The following is a 15,431-nucleotide window of genomic DNA, read 5'->3' as shown; positions in this document are numbered from 1 at the left end:
GCCCATGCTAGTTCTTCAGCGCTCGGCAACCGGAAGTCAGACCGGGAAATCAGTCCGGGAACTTCGCACCCAGGGCCGACAGCACGCCGTGCGCCTTCGTCCGCACCTCGTCCCACTCCTCGCCGGGATCGGAATCGGCCGTGACCGCACCACCGACACCGAGTGACAGCGTGGTGCCCGCCGCGCCGGTTTCCTCCTGCAGCACGAGTGTCCGGATGACGACGGCGAGATCGGCCGCACCGGTGAGGCTGAAGTAACCAGCGGCCCCCGAATAGGGGCCGCGCGGTGCCTGCTCGAGACCGTCGAGGATCCGCATGGTGCTGATCTTCGGCGCGCCCGTCATGGACCCCGCGGGGAAGGCGGAGGCCACGACGCCGGCCCGCGCGCTGCCCGGCCGGAGGCGTGCGTCGATGGTGCTCACCATCTGGTGCACGGTGGCGTAGGTCTCGATGGCGCAGAGCCGGGTCACCTGGACGGACCCGGGCACCGCGTGGTGCGAGAGATCGTTGCGGAGCAGGTCGACGATCATGATGTTCTCCGCGCGGTCCTTCTCCGACGTCCTGAGGTCCTCGAGGAGTGCGCGGTCCACGGCGGGGTCCGCGGACCGGCCGCGTGTGCCCTTGATCGGCTCGGCGCGCAGGTCACCGCCCGCGGTCAACGCGAGGAACCGCTCGGGAGAGGTGCTGGCCACGGCGAACCCGGGGAAGCGGAGCAGATGACCGAACGGTGCGGGGCTCACCGCCCGGAGGCGCAGGTATGCCGCGAGGAGGTCCATCGTCCCGACGCGCGCGGTCAGCGCCGTGGTCAGGCACACCTCGTACGTGGTGCCCTCGGTGATCTCCGCCTGCGCGCGCCTCACCTTCGCGAGGTACTCGTCACGGGAATCCCTCCCGAGGAACACGGGGACGGGCAGGGGTGGCAGAGGCGATGGCGCAGGTGCAGAAGACGGCGGGGGAAGGGGCGACGCCGCCTCGAGGACGGCCTGCCCCGCGCGGTCGAGCCAGTCGTCCCGCTCGCGGTCCGGCCGCCCGTCGTCGAGCGTCAGCAGGTGCACGGTCCTCTTGGCGTGATCCACCACGACGGCACGTCCGGCGAAGAGCAGTGCCGCGTCCGGCAGGGCGCCGTCGTTCCCGGGGTGGTCCGAGCCGCCGGTCTCCCGCTTGAGCTCGTAGCCGAGGTAGCCGATCCAGCCGAGCGCGAATCCACACGCGTAGCCGTCGGGTGCGCGCACGGCGCGGCGGCCCCACACGTCCTCGAGCCAGCGGAAGAAGGGGGCGCGGACGCGTGCGGTCACCGCTCCCGCCGTGACCTCCGTGACGCCGGACCGGTGGTGCGCCTGCTGCCCGAACGCACCGCCGTCGTCGGCCATGATGCTGAACCTGCTGCGGGGGCCGGGGGAGCCCGCGGCGTCGGAACTGTCCAGCCACACTGCTGCCGGTGCCTCGCCGTAGAGCCTGGAGAAAAGGGCGGCGCAGTCGGGGTCGGCGTCGAGCGTGGCGCATTCCAGTGTCAGCCCGCGCCGCTCCGCCCGCTCGGGTGCCAGCAGCACGGCGCACGCGGGCAGCGAGGTGAGGGCCAGGCGCACGGCGGAGGGTGACGGCGGGCCGTGGTGACCCCGCACGACGACGTCCGCGGCGACGGCGGGGCTGTCACGCAGGAGCCAGGCGTCCTCCTGCGCGGCCCAGCGCTCCCAGAAGGGCCGGTAGGCATCGCCGTCGCGTGCCATGGCCGAGCGGTGGCGGGTGTCGGCATCGGCCTCCACCCAGATGATCGCATCGAGGTGCTGCCGGGCTGCTGCTGCGGCGGCGCCCACGCCCTCCAGCACCACGATGTCCGCCGCCGCGGTGGTATGTTCCGCGCCGTCCCGCCCGTGCACCCAGTCCCATGCGTTCCAGCGGGCGGACTGCCCGGCACGAAGAGGCCCGAGGACGTGCTCGACATAGCGGTCGATGCCGCCCTGCAGCCCGTCCCAGCCCGGATAGACGTCCTCGAGATGGAAGACGCTGACGGTGTGGTGTTCGCGGAGCAGTGCGGCGAGTTCCACGGCGAGCGTCGTCTTGCCGGCGCCTGAGCGACCGTCGATCGCGATCAGGAGGGGAGCTGTGAGTGGCACGGCCCGCGCGTCAGTCGTCGGTCTCGGTGTCGGCGGAGGAGCCGGCCTCGAGTTCGTGGGCGACGTAGCGGACGATCCCGTCCACCGAGCCCTCGACCAGGCGCCACGTCGCGTCGAAGTCGCTGGCGTCGCCGTACCAGGGGTCGTAGATGCCGAGCTGGTCGAGGTCCGAGTCCGTGGTGGCCGGGTCGAACTCGCGGAGCAGGTGGATGCGATCGCGGGCGTCGTCGTCGGGCGCGTTGGTCCGCAGAGCGCCGTAGTGGTCGAGGTCCAGGGCGAGGATGAGGTCGCGCTCGCGGTACCAGGTCGGCTCGAAGCGGCGGGCGCGGTGGAGGTGGCTCTCGATGCCGAGCTCGGCCAGCTTCGTGGCCGCCCGCTCGTCGATGGGCCGCCCCGCCTCCCAGTCCGTGGTGCCTGCGGAGTCGACGGCGACGTCGTCGGCCATGCCCGCCTCCGCGAAGGCCTGCGTCAGCATGAGTTCCGCCATGGGGGAGCGGCAGATGTTCCCCGTGCAGACGGTGATGATGCGGTACATCCGAGAAGCCTAGCCCTGGTTCCAGCTCCGAAGTGGCGCGGCTCCGTCGGGCTGTCGGTCGAAGGGCGAGAAGCCGTACTCGTCGCGGAATCGCCGGATCCAGCGGAGGCGGGTCGCGCCAAGATGGACGCCCCACGCTCCGACGGCAGCGAACATCACGAGAAGAAGCGCTCCTGTCCATAGGGCCGCGGGGTCGCCCTCGTCTCGATAGCTGTCGGTGGATGTTCCCGCCATGAGAAGTCCGGCGAGGACGAGTCCCACACCGAACAGGACCGTGTTCCGGGGATTACTGAAGGGGTGGACACTTTCCCGGTAGTTGGGGTGCGCCCATGGGTACGGCTCCTTGAGCCTCGGCGGCACATGGGAATCCCACTGTCGGGGCCGCCAGAGGGGCGCGCTCATACGAGGAACCTGAGGACGTGCGGGTCCAGGAGTGTGATGGTCGAGAGCTCCCGCGCTGCTGCAGAGTCAGGCCCGATGATGCCGTTCGACATGCCCGTTCCCCTTGGTCGAGACCTTTGCCGTCAGCCTAGGCCACGGTTCGTCATGCCGCGATGGATAGAGCTGCCCATCCGGTCACGCCGTCAGCTCCTTCTTCAAGACGGCGGTCGCGGTGGGCGGCGCTATGACCTGCAGGAGGCCGCCGTCGGTCTGCAGGAAGGTGGCCGGCCACCGCCGGTACCCGGCCACGAGCTTCGGAGGACGATTGCCCTCGGGTTCCCCGATGAGCGTGGCGTTCGCGAAGGTCTTCAGCCGCCCGACGGGCGTTGCGTCGAGATCACCCACCTGGCCCTGGACCTGCAGTGTCCCGTCGCGCAGGCGCGCGGTGCCGAACTCCCAGACGTCGGAGAGCGAGCCCGGGCGTGCGCGCGGGAAGCGGATGCCGCACTCGAAGACGCCACGGCCCAGATCCGCGGCCTGGCGCTGCACCCTCTCGCGCCGCACGCGCCGGAACAGGAAGTACGCGGCGACGCTGAAGACCAGGAGGCTCACGGCGATGCGCTCCCAGAAGGAGAACCCCAGGGCCTCGAGAGCGGCGGAGATCGGGAAGATCGGTGCCACCGGGGCGAGCGTGACAATGATCCCGATCTTCTCCCAGCGGCCCGGCGGTGTCCGGCGGATGTCATCATGCGAGTGTCCGGTCTCAGCCACGCGCGAGGATCTCCACGCTCGGCGTCAGGAACACGCCGCCGTCGAGCCGTGCCCAGCGCCGCCATCCGTCGGCGAGGCGCTCGAGGGTCCGCTGGTCCGCCAGGCGCCGCTCGAGTGTCTGCTCGGCGAACGCCGAGTGGAGCACCCGGTCCGCCCACGACGCCGCGTGGGCCGCGCGGTCCTCAGGAGCCGCGTGGACCCAGGTCGACGACGTCACCTCGACGCCGGTGAAGCCCGCCTCGGACACCCAGGACGCCAGGCGCCGCCCGGCGTCGGGCTCGCCGCCGTTGCTCCGCGCGAGGCTGCGGTAGAGCTCCTGCCACTCGCCGAGCTCCGTGACCTCCGGGTACCAGGTCATGGCACCGTAGTCGGCCTCGCGCACGGCCACCACACCGTCGGGCCGCAGGACGCGGCGCATCTCGCGGAGGGCGGCCACCGGATCGGCCAGGTGCTGCAGCAGCTGGTGGGCGTGCACCACGTCGAAGGACTCGTCGGCGGCGTCGAGGTCGTAGACGTTGCCCGTGCGGAACTCGAGGTTGAGGATGTCCTCGTACAGCTCCACGGCTTGGGCCACGACGTCGGGGGAGCTGTCGATGCCGAGCACGGAGCCGGGCGCCACGATGCCGGCGAACTCCGCGGTGATGCTTCCGGGGCCGCAGCCGACGTCGAGCACGTCCATCCCGGCCTCCAGGAGCGGCTCGAGGTACGCCGCGGAGGTCGCTACCGTGCGTGCCGCATGCGCCGCGAGCACGCTCGGGTGATGGCCGTGCGAGTAGGTCTCCTCGTTCATGGGTGGAGACTAGCGCGGGTCAGCCGCCCTGCGCGTCCTTCGTGGCCTCGACGGTGGCCTCCGTGACGCTCTGCATCATGGTGCGGAGCAGGGCCAGCTGCTCGTCGGAGTACCCGTCGAAGACGCCGTCGATCCGCCGGGCCAGCGGCGCGAACAGTGCCGCGCCGGTGGTGCGGGCCTTGTCCGTCAGCTCGAGGTGAACCTGCCGGCGGTCCACCTCGCTGCGCTTCCGCGTCACGTGGCCGGCGGAGTCGAGGCGGTCCACGAGGGCCGTGGTCGCGGGAGAGCTGAGGTTCAGCTCCTCGCGGAGCATGCCGGGGGTGACGGTCAGGCCTGCCCCGGCGGCGCCCATCATGATGCTCAGCGCGTGGAGGTCCGTCCGGTACAGGCTGTCGCGGTCGCTCGCGGCCCCGACGTAACGGTCCGTCTCGATCGTGAACTGCCGCAGAAGAGCCATCAGCTCCTGGCGCGTCGTCATGTACCACCTCCGTGCTCAGCTTAGAGCGAGTTCGATATATCTCCATCATAGATATACTCTGCGATAGAGATTGATTCCGAGGTCTGGAGAGACATGAAGAACCGCTGGCTCAGGGTCGTGCTGCCCGTCGTCGTCGTCCTCATCTGGCTGGCGGGAGCCGCGGTGGGCGGGCCCACGTTCGGCCGTCTGGAGGAGGTCTCGAGCAACGACCAGGCCTCCTTCCTGCCGGCGAGCGCCGAGTCCACGGAGGCCGGTGAGCTCCAGCAGCAGTTCAGCGAGTCGGACGCCATCCCGGCGGTGATCGTCGCCGAGTCCTCGACGGCGATCGCACCCGCCGACCTCGCCGGCTACGAGGAGCTCGGAGCCACGCTCGGCTCGGTCGAGGGCCTCGAGGCGCCCGCCGAGGGTGCTCCCGCCGTCGTCGGGCCCGTGCCGTCGGAGGACGGCCTCGCGGTCCAGTACATCGCGTTCGTCTCCTCCGACGCCGAACTGGAGGAGGTGGTCGCGGAGCTCCGGACCACGCTCGAGGACGACCTGCCCGACGGCGTCACCGGCTACGTCACGGGGCCGGCGGGCTTCACGAACGACCTCGTGGCCGCCTTCGGCGGCATCGACGGGATCCTGCTCGCCGTCGCCCTCGGCGCCGTGTTCCTCATCCTCCTCGCGGTCTACCGCTCCCTCGTGCTGCCCTTCCTCGTGCTGCTGACCTCCGTGTTCGCGCTGGCCACCTCGATCCTGCTCGTCTTCGGATTCGCGAAGCTCGGGTGGATCCAGCTCAGCGGGCAGAGCCAGGGCATCCTGTCCATCCTCGTGATCGGCGCCGCCACCGACTACTCGCTCCTGCTCGTGGCGCGCTTCCGCGAGGCGCTGACCGAGCACCGCACCAGGTGGGAGGCCATCCGGGTGGCCTACCGCGGCTCGTTCGAGCCCATCCTCGCCTCCGGCGCCACGGTGATCCTCGGCCTGCTCTGCCTGCTCTTCTCCGACCTCAACTCGAACAAGAGCCTCGGGCCCATCGCCGCGATCGGCATCGTCTTCTCGCTCGCCGCTGCTCTCACGCTGCTCCCGGCCTTCCTGGTGCTCTTCGGCAGGGCGGCGTTCTGGCCGCTCCGCCCGCGCTTCAATGCAGAGCGGGCCACCGTGACGGCACCCCACCACGGCAGGCACGTTGCCCTCGACGACCCCGCGGCGGTCAGTGCCGAGACGGGCCTGGAGAGGCTGAAGGGTGTGTGGCGGCGCGTGGCCCTGCTGGTGGCGCGACGTCCGCGCGCGGTGTGGGTGGCCTCGCTGCTCATCCTGGTGGCGGGGGCACTCGGGCTCACCCAGTTGCAGGCCAACGGGGTGCCGCAGTCGGCCCTGATCCTCACGCCCTCGAACGCCGTGGACGGTCAGGACGCCCTGGCCCGTCACTTCGACGCCGGCTCGGGCAGCCCGGTGTACGTCGTGGCACCCGAGGTGGAGCAGGAGGCCGCGCTCGACGTCGTCGCGGGGCAGGCGGGCATCTCCGACGCCATGGTCACGGCGGATCCCACCGGTGCCGCCGTCGTCGAGGACGGCCGCGTGCTCATCAGCGGCACGCTCGAGTACCAGGCCGATTCGGACCGCGCCGAGGACGTGGTGCGCGAGCTGCGGACAGCGCTCGACGACGCCGGGACGGACGCGCTCGTGGGAGGCGTCACGGCGGTGGCGATCGACACGAACGACACCGCGCTCGCGGACCTCGTGAAGATCATCCCGATCGTGCTGCTCGTGATCCTGCTGGTCCTGATCGTGCTGCTGCGCTCCGTCCTCGCCCCGGTGCTGCTCGTGGCGAGCGTCGCGCTGTCCAACGCGACGGCGCTCGGCGTCTCGGCGCTGGTGTTCAACGGCATCTTCGGCTTCGAGGGCGCCGACGCCTCGGTCCCGCTGTTCGCGTTCGTCTTCCTCGTGGCGCTCGGCGTGGACTACAACATCTTCCTCATGACCCGCGTCCGCGAGGAGTCGCTGCGCATCGGCACCCGGCCGGGGGTCCTGCGTGGGCTCGGCGTGACAGGAGGTGTCATCACGTCGGCGGGCGTCGTCCTCGCCGCCACCTTCGCTGCCCTCGGGGTCATCCCCATCCTGTTCCTCGCGCAGATCGCCTTCGTGGTCGCGTTCGGCGTGCTGCTGGACACGGTGCTGGTGCGTTCCCTGCTCATCCCGGCCCTCGCCTACGACCTCGGTCCGACGATCTGGTGGCCGTCGGCGCTCGGACGGGTACCGTCACCACGGTGACATCGGCCTTCCCTCCGGTGTCCTTGCCCGGAGGTGGACATGGGCACCTCTCTCCACGGACACCACCCGGCGCCCGCCATAGCCTGTGGTGAGATCCTCGCCGGTGTCGAGGGCAGGGCAATGAGCCAGGCCACGAGCAGAGGAGTGGGGGACGCATGACCGCCACAGGCATGATCGGCGCGAATCTGGAGCAGCTGGAGCAGCTCGCGGTCTTCATGGGCACCTCCGGCTCGGGCACGGGGGATGTCGTCACGTGGGGGATGACCCTGGTGGGGGAGCCGAGCATTGCCGGTGCCACGAGCTACCCCGAGGTCTATCCGCTGAGCGGCTCCGAGGGGGCACCGGGACCCGAGACGGTCTTCGGCCGGGACAACCCACTGCAGGGCAGCGTGGACTGGACCACAGGACTTCCCGACGGGAACATCGCCAACCAGGAGGACAGGTGGAAGTTGATCGTGGAGGACACGTTGCCGGGCTACCAGGAGCTGCTGCAGAACGACCCGGAGGAGGCGCGGCGCATCATCGCTTCCGACTTCGGCGACCGGCTCGAGGCCAACCGGCCCTCCAACACCATCCCCGACCTCACGCAGAGGATCATCGATGGCTTCGGTGTGGAGGTGAACCAGTGACGCGTGCGACCCTCCGGCGGACCGTCGCTGGCATCGTGATGTGCGCGGCGTTGGCGCTCACCGCGTGTTCGTCATCAGGCAGCAACGAAGGAGCACAGGCCATGGAACTGACAAGGGCGGGATCCTCGCGATTCGACGAGGGAGGTGTCGAGGCGATCAAGGATGCGCGGTCCGCCACGTTGAACCTCGCATCGGGCGCCCTGACGAAGTCCGACATCGGTCTCGCCGATGACGCCTTCATTCCCATGGTGACGGTGGACGAAATCACTCCGCTCGAGGTCACGGTGAGGATGCCGGAGGGCGAGGTGGTGCTCGAGACGCCCACGCTGAAGCTCTTCGACGCCTCGGGTGGTGCGGCCGTGGACACCATCACCCTGTTCCGGGTCTTCGATGAGCCCGACGAGCTGGTCGCCGAGGTGGTGGCCTCCGTGGACACCTACGGGGTGCAGGCGGAGGCGGTGGACCAGTGGGTGTCCGACGTCGAATCCGGCCTGTACGCCTCGCACGACAAGGCTTTGCCGGTCGGGACGAAGCTCGGTTCCGGCGTCCAGATCAGCGTCAACTGGCAGGACGGGGATCCCCGTCAGGTCCTCGAATACACGATCACTCCCGGGGAGTGAGAGCTGGACCTCTTCCGATCCGCAGGAGATGGGGGAGGCGCGGTGAGGTCGAGGGCATCATCCTCAGGCTTTGCGCAAGAACCTGTGGATACCGGTACTGGGCACTCAGCCGTGGCTACCCTGAGGGGGTGTCCACGCATCCCACTCCGCAGCCTCGCGGCTTCCAGCAGGACGACGGCGCGGCCTCCCCCGACGACGCCGTTCCAGGAGCGGACGCGCCCTCGATGGTCCTGGATCCGCGGGTACTGCGGGAGATGCGGCAGGACTTCTCGGACACAGCTGTGGTATCCCGCTTCGCGAGAGATTTCTCCACGAGCCTCGGCGACAAGCTCGACCGCCTGGACCTGCGACTGCGCGATGGTGACACGACCGGCGCGAGGGATGCCGTCATCAGTCTCAGCATCTCGGCCGACATGATCGGGGCGGGCCGGCTGGGTGATGCCGCACGGGCCGCGCGCACCACACTCGCCGCGGACGCGTCTGCCGGCTCCGACGTGATGGAGGTGCTCCGCGCCTGCGCCGCGGACACCCTGCGGCAGCTCGAGCTGACCTATCCCGGATCGGTCTGACGGCTCCGGCTCAGGCCGAGCGACTCGGCATGATCCTGAAGCCGACGCCGCGGACCGTGGTGATCAGGTCCGGGTCACCCTCGCTGCGCGAGAGCTTCTGGCGGAGGTTCGCGATGTGCACCTCGATGGCTCGCTCGTCCGTCCGGCTCACGAAGTTGTAGCCGCGGTACTCCTTGCCGCGGGACACCCGGACCAGATCCTCCTTGGTCCGCACGGCGCCCTTGCTGTTCAGCAGCTCGTGCAGCAGGTTGAACTCGGTCTTCGTGAGGGGCAGTTCCTTGCCTGCGCACTCCACCGTGCGGGTACCGCCGTCCACCACCAGGTTCCCATGGCGCAGGACGTCCGCGGGTGCGCCGCCGCCGGTTCCGGACGGCGGGATGACGACGGCGTCCGGTGAGGGCGGCTCGAGACGAAGTGCCACGTCGCTGACACGAGGCCGGCGCAGCAGGGCGTCGATCCGCGCCCGCAATTCGCGGGGTCGGAAGGGCTTGAGCACGTAGTCGTCGGCCCCGGCCTGCAGGGCAGTGAGGATGTCCGTCTCCTCGTCGCGCGCCGTCAGCACCACCACGTAGCAGTCGGTCGTCGCGCGGATGCGGCGCAGCACCTCGTAGCCGTCGATGTCCGGGAGGCCTATGTCCAGCGTCACGACCGTGGGTTGTTCGGCGCGGACGGCGTCCACGCCCTCACGCCCGGTGGTGGCCCCGGACACCTGGAAGCCGCCCTGCTCGAGGATGGCGCACACAAGATTGCGGATATCGAGATCGTCCTCGATCACCACGGCCGCGCGGCGGTCGCTGACCGGGGCGCTATTCATACTGGGCCGATGTTCGTGGAGTGCGCGGTGAGGCCTTCGCGGTCACCACGTGTGCCGGGCAACGGCCGAGGCCATCGGCTACCGGTCGGGATGCATCGGAATGTCGTCTCCGGAACATGCTTCGTGACCCTGTTCTCTTCGGCGGCCCGGCTGACCCCGAGGGTCCCGTGGCTTTGCGTCCCTGCCTCGCACCAGGTTTGCCTTTGTCGACGGGCGTGCGCCCGCTCAACCATGGTAGCAACGCCGACCGACACTTCCGAGAGGTCGCCCGGGTCCGGGGCGAGGTCATGACGGGGTCTCCTGCCGTCGAAGAACACCCGCAGCCCGGCGCACCGCGTCGCTGACCGCGCCGAGCGCCCGGGATCCACGCCTCCACTGCTGCCAGTGGAGCAGGACGTCCACGTGAGCGCCGGGGTCGAAGGTGACGAGACCGGCCGCGCCCTCCCTCAGTTCCAGTTCCGCCATGAGCCCCCAGCCCATGCCGAGCCTGATCGCCTCCGCGAACTCCTGGGCGGCCGGCACGTAGTGACGCGGTGGCGCCAGGACGCCGGGGGAGCGGCTGCGGAGGTAGCGGTCCTGGAGGTCGTCCTTGCGGTCGAACACGATCACCGGCGCGGCGGCGAGCTCGTCCGGCGTGGCGCCGGCGCTGAACTAGATCCGCCGGAACTCGCGCGTGCACACCGGTACGTACCGCATGACACCCAGCGGATGTGCGCTGCACCCCTGGACCGCAGTGGCCACCGAGGTGATCGCGGCCGATGCCGCGCCGCTGCGCAGGAGCTCGAGGGAGTACTCCTGGTCCTCGCGCAGCACCTCGATCTGCAGGTTCCCCGCCACGGGGGCGAGGGCGGGCAGCACCCAGGTGTGGAGGGAGTCGCCGTTCACCACGATGGTGATGTGCTGCCGCTCCTGCTCGCCGGTCGCCGCGAGCTCCAGGGCGAGATCTGCCGCGAGAAGATCCAACTGGCGGGCGAAGCGCACGACGGCGAGCCCGGCCTCCGTGGGCCGGAGAGGTCGTGTGCGCGATACGACCGGGCGCCCGACGGACAGCTCGAGAGCCCGGATGCGCTGGCTCACGGCCGACGGCGTGATGGCGAGCGCCTCGGCCGCGGCCTCGAAGCTGCCGCAGGTCACGATGGCAGCGAGAGCACGCGCCTGAGCGGCGTCGACGTCCTTCATGAGCACTTCTTACCATGCTGAAGAAGGATTAGCTGGTCTACACCGGGCGTCACGCCCTACGTTCGAGGCATGATCACCACCGTCGCCACCGGGCTCGCCGCAGGCCTCACCCTCATCATCGCGATCGGCTCGCAGAATGCCTTCGTGCTGAGGCAGGGCCTACGGCGCTCGCACGTGGCCCTCGTCGTCACCGTCTGCGCCGTCTCGGACCTGCTGCTGATCGGCCTCGGCGTCGGCGGACTCGGGGTGATCATCGAGCGCGCGCCGGTGCTGATCGACGTCGTGCGGTGGGCCGGGGCCCTCTTCCTCACGGGGTACGCGGTCCTCGCGGCACGGCGCGCGGTGCAGGGGGAGGCGCTCGACGCCGAGGGCGGCACGCGGGCCACGTCGTGGCAGGCCGCACTCGGGACGTCCCTGGCCCTGACCTGGCTCAACCCGCACGTGTACCTCGACACCGTGCTGCTGCTCGGCTCCCTCGCGAGCACGCACGGCACCGACGGCAGGTGGTGGTTCGCCGCCGGCGCCGGGCTGGGCTCCGTGCTGTGGTTCACCGGTCTCGGGGTGGGCGCCCGCTACCTCGCCCCGCTCTTCCGGCGACCGTCGGCGTGGCGCGTGCTCGACGCCCTGATCGCCGTCGTCATGCTGGCGCTCGCCGTGATGCTCGTCCTCGGGTGACCGCTCCCTCCCCGTTCACCGCTCGAGGTTGGCGCGTTCCTCGATCCAGTCCGTGGCGGCGTCGGACAGGTGGACGCCGTCCGGTCCACGCTCGCCCATCCACCAGGTCTCGGAGGCGATCAGGCCGCCCGCCCGGCTGATGTCGGCCACCACCTCTGGCGAGAGCGGCTCGCCGTTGTGCGCGATCAGCCAGTCACGCGTCTGCGGCATCACGAGCATCCACCACTGGTCCAGGTCCATCCGGGAAGTATCGCATCACCGCCGCCGGCCGCACAGGTTGCGCGCGTACCGTGGGCGCATGGACGCCAGCACCGTACGTCAGCAGCTCATCGTCAGCACGCTCGTCGAGGCCCACCAGGACCTGATGGTGGCGGATCCACTCGCCTTCCGCGCCCGGTTCCGCAAGATGGCCGCTGATCCGTACGCGTTCTACCGCGGCAGCGCCGCCCTCTTCTACACGGACATGGCGGAGCTCGACGACGCCTGGGCGGACGAGCGGACCGCCCGGGTCTGGATCCACGGCGATCTGCACGCGGAGAACTTCGGCACCTACATGAGCAACGAGGGTCGGCTCATCTTCGACGTGAACGATTTCGACGAGGCCTACGTGGGCCACTTCTCCTGGGACCTCCGCCGCCTCGTCGCGTCCCTGACGCTGCTGTGCTGGCAGAAGGCGCTGCCGTCGCAGTCCGTCCGCGCTCTCGCGCGTACCTATCTCGAGGCCTACCTCGGTCGCGTGGCGGACTACGTCGAGGACGAGCAGTCGGCTTTCGCCTTCGGGCTCGAGAACACCGAGGGCACCATCCACCGCGTCCTGCAGCAGGCCCGCTCGGCGCGGCGGACACGCCTGCTCGACGCACTCACGCTGATCGTGGACGACGAGCGGCAGTTCCGTGACGACGGCTCCATCCGGATGCTGGACGACGCCGAGTACGCGGAGGTGGCCGAGGCCTTCGCGCGCTACCTGGAGACGATCCCCGACGGTGACAGGTCCCGACGGCGCGTGTACTACCGCGTGAAGGGCATCGTGGGGAAGAAGGGGTTCGGCATCGGCAGTGCCGGGCTGCCCGCCTACAACGTGCTGATCGAGGGCTTCGACGAGGCACAGGAGAACGACATCATCGTGACCCTCAAGCAGTCGGCCATCGCGGCGCCCAGCCGGATCGTCGACGACGAGCGCGTCCGGGGTTTCTTCGAGGACGACGGGCACCGGGCCGTGATCAGTCAGCGATCACTGCAGCCGCACACCGATCCCTTCCTCGGCCACACCACCCTCCGCGGGGTCTCCTTCGTGGTGTCCGAACTCTCGCCCTACAAGCGCGACCTCTCCTGGGACGACCTCACCGAACCGGACCAGATGGCCCCGGTGCTCGAGGCGCTGGGGCAGGCGACGGCGAAGATCCACTGCTCCACCGACGAGGACAGCGACCACGACCTCGTGCCCTTCCGTACCGAGACGGCCATCCTCGCCGCCGTCGGCTCGGCGACCGAGGCGTTCATCGAGGACATCGTCACCTTCGGTGAGTCCTACGCGGAGCGGGTGCGGGAGGATCACGCCCTCTTCGTCGACGCCTTCCGGGAAGGGCTGATCACCGCCGTGCCTGCTGCCTGAGCTGTCAACCTGAGTCGGTTCGACTCAACCCGGTTTGGTCCTACCGACCCGCGGGACTACAGTTGAGTGCAGAACGCTCAATCCACGCGCCCGGCGGATGAGCGCCTCGCAAATCCCGGGCAGTCGAAAGGAACTTGCATGTCACGTGCAGTAGGTATTGACCTCGGAACCACCAACTCGGTCGTCTCGGTCCTCGAAGGTGGCGAGCCCACCGTCATCGCGAACGCCGAGGGCGCCCGCACCACGCCGTCGATCGTCGCCTTCTCCAAGTCCGGCGAGGTCCTGGTCGGCGAGATCGCCAAGCGTCAGGCCGTCAACAACATCGACCGCACCATCGCCTCCGTCAAGCGCCACATGGGCACCGCCTGGAACGTCGACATCGACGGCAAGAAGTACACCGCGCAGGAGATCTCCGCGCGGACGCTCCAGAAGCTGAAGACCGACGCGGAGAGCTACCTCGGCGAGAAGGTCACCGACGCCGTCATCACCGTTCCGGCGTACTTCAACGACGCCGAGCGCCAGGCCACCAAGGAGGCCGGTGAGATCGCGGGCCTCAAGGTGCTGCGCATCGTCAACGAGCCCACCGCGGCCGCCCTCGCCTACGGCCTCGACAAGGGCAAGGAGGACGAGCTGATCCTCGTGTTCGACCTCGGCGGCGGAACGTTCGACGTCTCGCTCCTCGAGGTCGGCAAGGACGAGGACGCGTTCTCGACCATCCAGGTGCGGTCCACCGCTGGCGACAACCGCCTCGGCGGCGACGACTGGGACCAGCGCGTGGTCGACTACCTGCTCTCGCAGGCCAAGGCCAAGGGTGCGGACCTGTCGAAGGACAAGATCGCCCTGCAGCGCCTCAAGGAAGCTGCCGAGCAGGCCAAGAAGGAACTCTCCTCGGCCACCTCCACGAACATCTCGCTCCAGTACCTCTCCGTCACGGCGGACGGGCCCGTGCACCTCGACGAGCACCTCTCGCGTGCCAAGTTCCAGGACCTGACGAAGGACCTGCTGGACCGCACCAAGAAGCCGTTCAACGACGTCATCTCCGAGGCCGGCATCAAGGTCGCTGACATCGACCACATCGTCCTCGTGGGCGGATCCACGCGTATGCCCGCCGTCGTCGAGCTCGTCCGTGAGCTCGCGGGCGGCAAGGAGCCCAACAAGGGCGTCAACCCGGACGAGGTCGTGGCCGTCGGCGCCGCACTGCAGGCCGGTGTGCTGAAGGGCGAGCGCAAGGACGTGCTCCTGATCGACGTCACGCCCCTCTCCCTCGGCATCGAGACCAAGGGCGGCATGATGACCAAGCTCATCGAGCGCAACACGGCCATCCCGACCAAGCGCAGCGAGACCTTCACCACGGCGGATGACAACCAGCCGTCCGTGGCCATCCAGGTCTTCCAGGGCGAGCGCGACTTCACCCGCGACAACAAGCCGCTGGGTACGTTCGAGCTGACCGGCATCGCCCCGGCCCCCCGCGGCGTGCCGCAGGTCGAGGTCACCTTCGACATCGATGCCAACGGGATCGTGCACGTGTCCGCGAAGGACAAGGGCACCGGCACCGAGCAGTCGATGACCATCACCGGTGGTTCGTCCCTCTCCAAGGAGGACATCGACCGCATGGTGCGCGAGGCCGAGGAGCACGCCGCCGAGGACAAGAAGCGCCGCGAGGCTGCCGACACCCGCAACGGTGCCGAGCAGCTCGCCTACTCGGTGGACAAGCTCATCGCCGACAACTCGGACAAGCTGCCCGAGGAGGTCCGCACGGAGGTCCAGGCCGACGTCGACGCCCTCAAGAAGGCGCTCGAGGGCCAGGACAACGACGACGAGGTGAAGACCGCGTTCGACAAGCTGCAGGCATCCCAGTCCAAGCTCGGCGAGGCCATCTACGCCTCCGCGCAGCAGGACGCCTCGCAGGCCGGTGGCGCCCCCGCTGATGACCAGTCCGCCTCCGCGAGCGCCGACGAGGACATCGTCGACGCCGAGGTGGTCGACGACGACACCAACGAGAAGAAGTAGCC

General features: G+C 69.6%; 17 protein-coding genes and 1 riboswitch. Of the genes, 7 read left to right on the top strand and 10 right to left on the bottom strand.

Features of this window, described 5'->3' with window-relative positions; all coding sequences use genetic code 11:
• Positions 1-49: 49 nt before the first annotated feature.
• From AC4D16_RS07475 to AC4D16_RS07450, 6 genes are all read right to left on the bottom strand, one after another.
• Positions 50-2,113: a chorismate-binding protein gene (locus tag AC4D16_RS07475; RefSeq protein ID WP_490954471.1), complete on the bottom strand. Its 2,064-nt coding sequence runs from the start codon at positions 2,111-2,113 to the stop codon at positions 50-52.
• A gap of 10 nt (positions 2,114-2,123) precedes the next feature.
• Positions 2,124-2,648, bottom strand: a complete 525-nt coding sequence (locus AC4D16_RS07470) for a low molecular weight protein-tyrosine-phosphatase (RefSeq protein WP_490954470.1) — start codon at positions 2,646-2,648, stop codon at positions 2,124-2,126.
• A gap of 9 nt (positions 2,649-2,657) precedes the next feature.
• Entirely contained in the window at positions 2,658-3,050 is a 393-nt protein-coding gene (locus tag AC4D16_RS07465) for a hypothetical protein (RefSeq protein WP_490954469.1), read from the bottom strand.
• Positions 3,051-3,224: 174 nt separating this feature from the next.
• Positions 3,225-3,800, bottom strand: a complete 576-nt coding sequence (locus AC4D16_RS07460) for a hypothetical protein (RefSeq protein ID WP_490954468.1) — start codon at positions 3,798-3,800, stop codon at positions 3,225-3,227.
• Positions 3,793-4,590 carry a methyltransferase domain-containing protein gene (locus tag AC4D16_RS07455; RefSeq protein ID WP_490954467.1) on the bottom strand — a complete coding sequence of 266 codons (798 nt, stop codon included), beginning with the start codon at positions 4,588-4,590 and terminating at the stop codon, positions 3,793-3,795. The genes AC4D16_RS07460 and AC4D16_RS07455 overlap by 8 nt, the downstream gene beginning before the upstream one ends.
• Positions 4,591-4,609: 19 nt before the next feature.
• Positions 4,610-5,068, bottom strand: coding sequence for a MarR family winged helix-turn-helix transcriptional regulator (locus AC4D16_RS07450; RefSeq protein ID WP_490948020.1), 459 nt, complete (start codon positions 5,066-5,068; stop codon positions 4,610-4,612).
• A gap of 93 nt (positions 5,069-5,161) precedes the next feature.
• Here AC4D16_RS07450 and AC4D16_RS07445 point away from each other — a divergent pair, with 93 nt between their 5' ends.
• The 4 genes from AC4D16_RS07445 to AC4D16_RS07430 all read left to right on the top strand — a co-directional run bounded on the left by AC4D16_RS07445 (position 5,162) and on the right by AC4D16_RS07430 (position 9,139).
• Complete coding sequence (locus AC4D16_RS07445; RefSeq protein ID WP_490954466.1) at positions 5,162-7,321, top strand: MMPL family transporter; 2,160 nt, start codon at positions 5,162-5,164, stop codon at positions 7,319-7,321.
• A gap of 155 nt (positions 7,322-7,476) precedes the next feature.
• Entirely contained in the window at positions 7,477-7,950 is a 474-nt protein-coding gene (locus AC4D16_RS07440) for a hypothetical protein (protein ID WP_490954465.1), read from the top strand.
• Positions 7,951-8,051: 101 nt separating this feature from the next.
• Positions 8,052-8,570 (top strand): hypothetical protein, encoded by a 519-nt coding sequence (locus AC4D16_RS07435; protein WP_490954464.1) that lies wholly within the window; start codon positions 8,052-8,054, stop codon positions 8,568-8,570.
• 128 nt (positions 8,571-8,698) lie between these two features.
• Positions 8,699-9,139 carry a hypothetical protein gene (locus AC4D16_RS07430; protein WP_490948024.1) on the top strand — a complete coding sequence of 147 codons (441 nt, stop codon included), beginning with the start codon at positions 8,699-8,701 and terminating at the stop codon, positions 9,137-9,139.
• A gap of 10 nt (positions 9,140-9,149) precedes the next feature.
• On the opposite strand, the gene AC4D16_RS07425 is transcribed toward AC4D16_RS07430, so the two are convergent.
• The 3 genes from AC4D16_RS07425 to AC4D16_RS07415 form a co-directional block, all read right to left on the bottom strand.
• Positions 9,150-9,953 (bottom strand): response regulator transcription factor, encoded by an 804-nt coding sequence (locus AC4D16_RS07425; RefSeq protein WP_490954463.1) that lies wholly within the window; start codon positions 9,951-9,953, stop codon positions 9,150-9,152.
• 137 nt (positions 9,954-10,090) lie between these two features.
• Positions 10,091-10,165, bottom strand: a riboswitch (cyclic di-GMP riboswitch).
• A gap of 73 nt (positions 10,166-10,238) precedes the next feature.
• A complete protein-coding gene (locus AC4D16_RS07420) occupies positions 10,239-10,562 on the bottom strand; it encodes a hypothetical protein (protein WP_490954462.1) in 324 nt (107 codons plus the stop codon).
• 42 nt (positions 10,563-10,604) lie between these two features.
• The gene (locus AC4D16_RS07415) at positions 10,605-11,132 is read right to left on the bottom strand and encodes an ArgP/LysG family DNA-binding transcriptional regulator (RefSeq protein ID WP_490954461.1); all 528 of its coding nucleotides are present in this window, start codon (positions 11,130-11,132) and stop codon (positions 10,605-10,607) included.
• Between the two features lie 69 nt (positions 11,133-11,201).
• Here AC4D16_RS07415 and AC4D16_RS07410 point away from each other — a divergent pair, with 69 nt between their 5' ends.
• Entirely contained in the window at positions 11,202-11,807 is a 606-nt protein-coding gene (locus AC4D16_RS07410; protein ID WP_490954460.1) for a LysE/ArgO family amino acid transporter, read from the top strand.
• Positions 11,808-11,822: 15 nt separating this feature from the next.
• Here the strand turns inward: AC4D16_RS07410 and AC4D16_RS07405 are convergent, their stop codons facing one another.
• Positions 11,823-12,047, bottom strand: coding sequence for a hypothetical protein (locus tag AC4D16_RS07405; protein WP_490948028.1), 225 nt, complete (start codon positions 12,045-12,047; stop codon positions 11,823-11,825).
• 58 nt (positions 12,048-12,105) lie between these two features.
• Here AC4D16_RS07405 and AC4D16_RS07400 point away from each other — a divergent pair, with 58 nt between their 5' ends.
• Positions 12,106-13,419: a DUF2252 domain-containing protein gene (locus tag AC4D16_RS07400; protein ID WP_490954459.1), complete on the top strand. Its 1,314-nt coding sequence runs from the start codon at positions 12,106-12,108 to the stop codon at positions 13,417-13,419.
• Positions 13,420-13,557: 138 nt separating this feature from the next.
• Entirely contained in the window at positions 13,558-15,429 is a 1,872-nt protein-coding gene (gene dnaK, locus AC4D16_RS07395; RefSeq protein ID WP_490954458.1) for a molecular chaperone DnaK, read from the top strand.
• Positions 15,430-15,431 lie beyond the last annotated feature (2 nt).

It is taken from the genome of Arthrobacter sp. TJ-236 (assembly GCF_058269235.1).
Note: the sequence above shows the minus strand (reverse complement) of the source record. Positions and strands in the feature narration are given on the sequence as shown.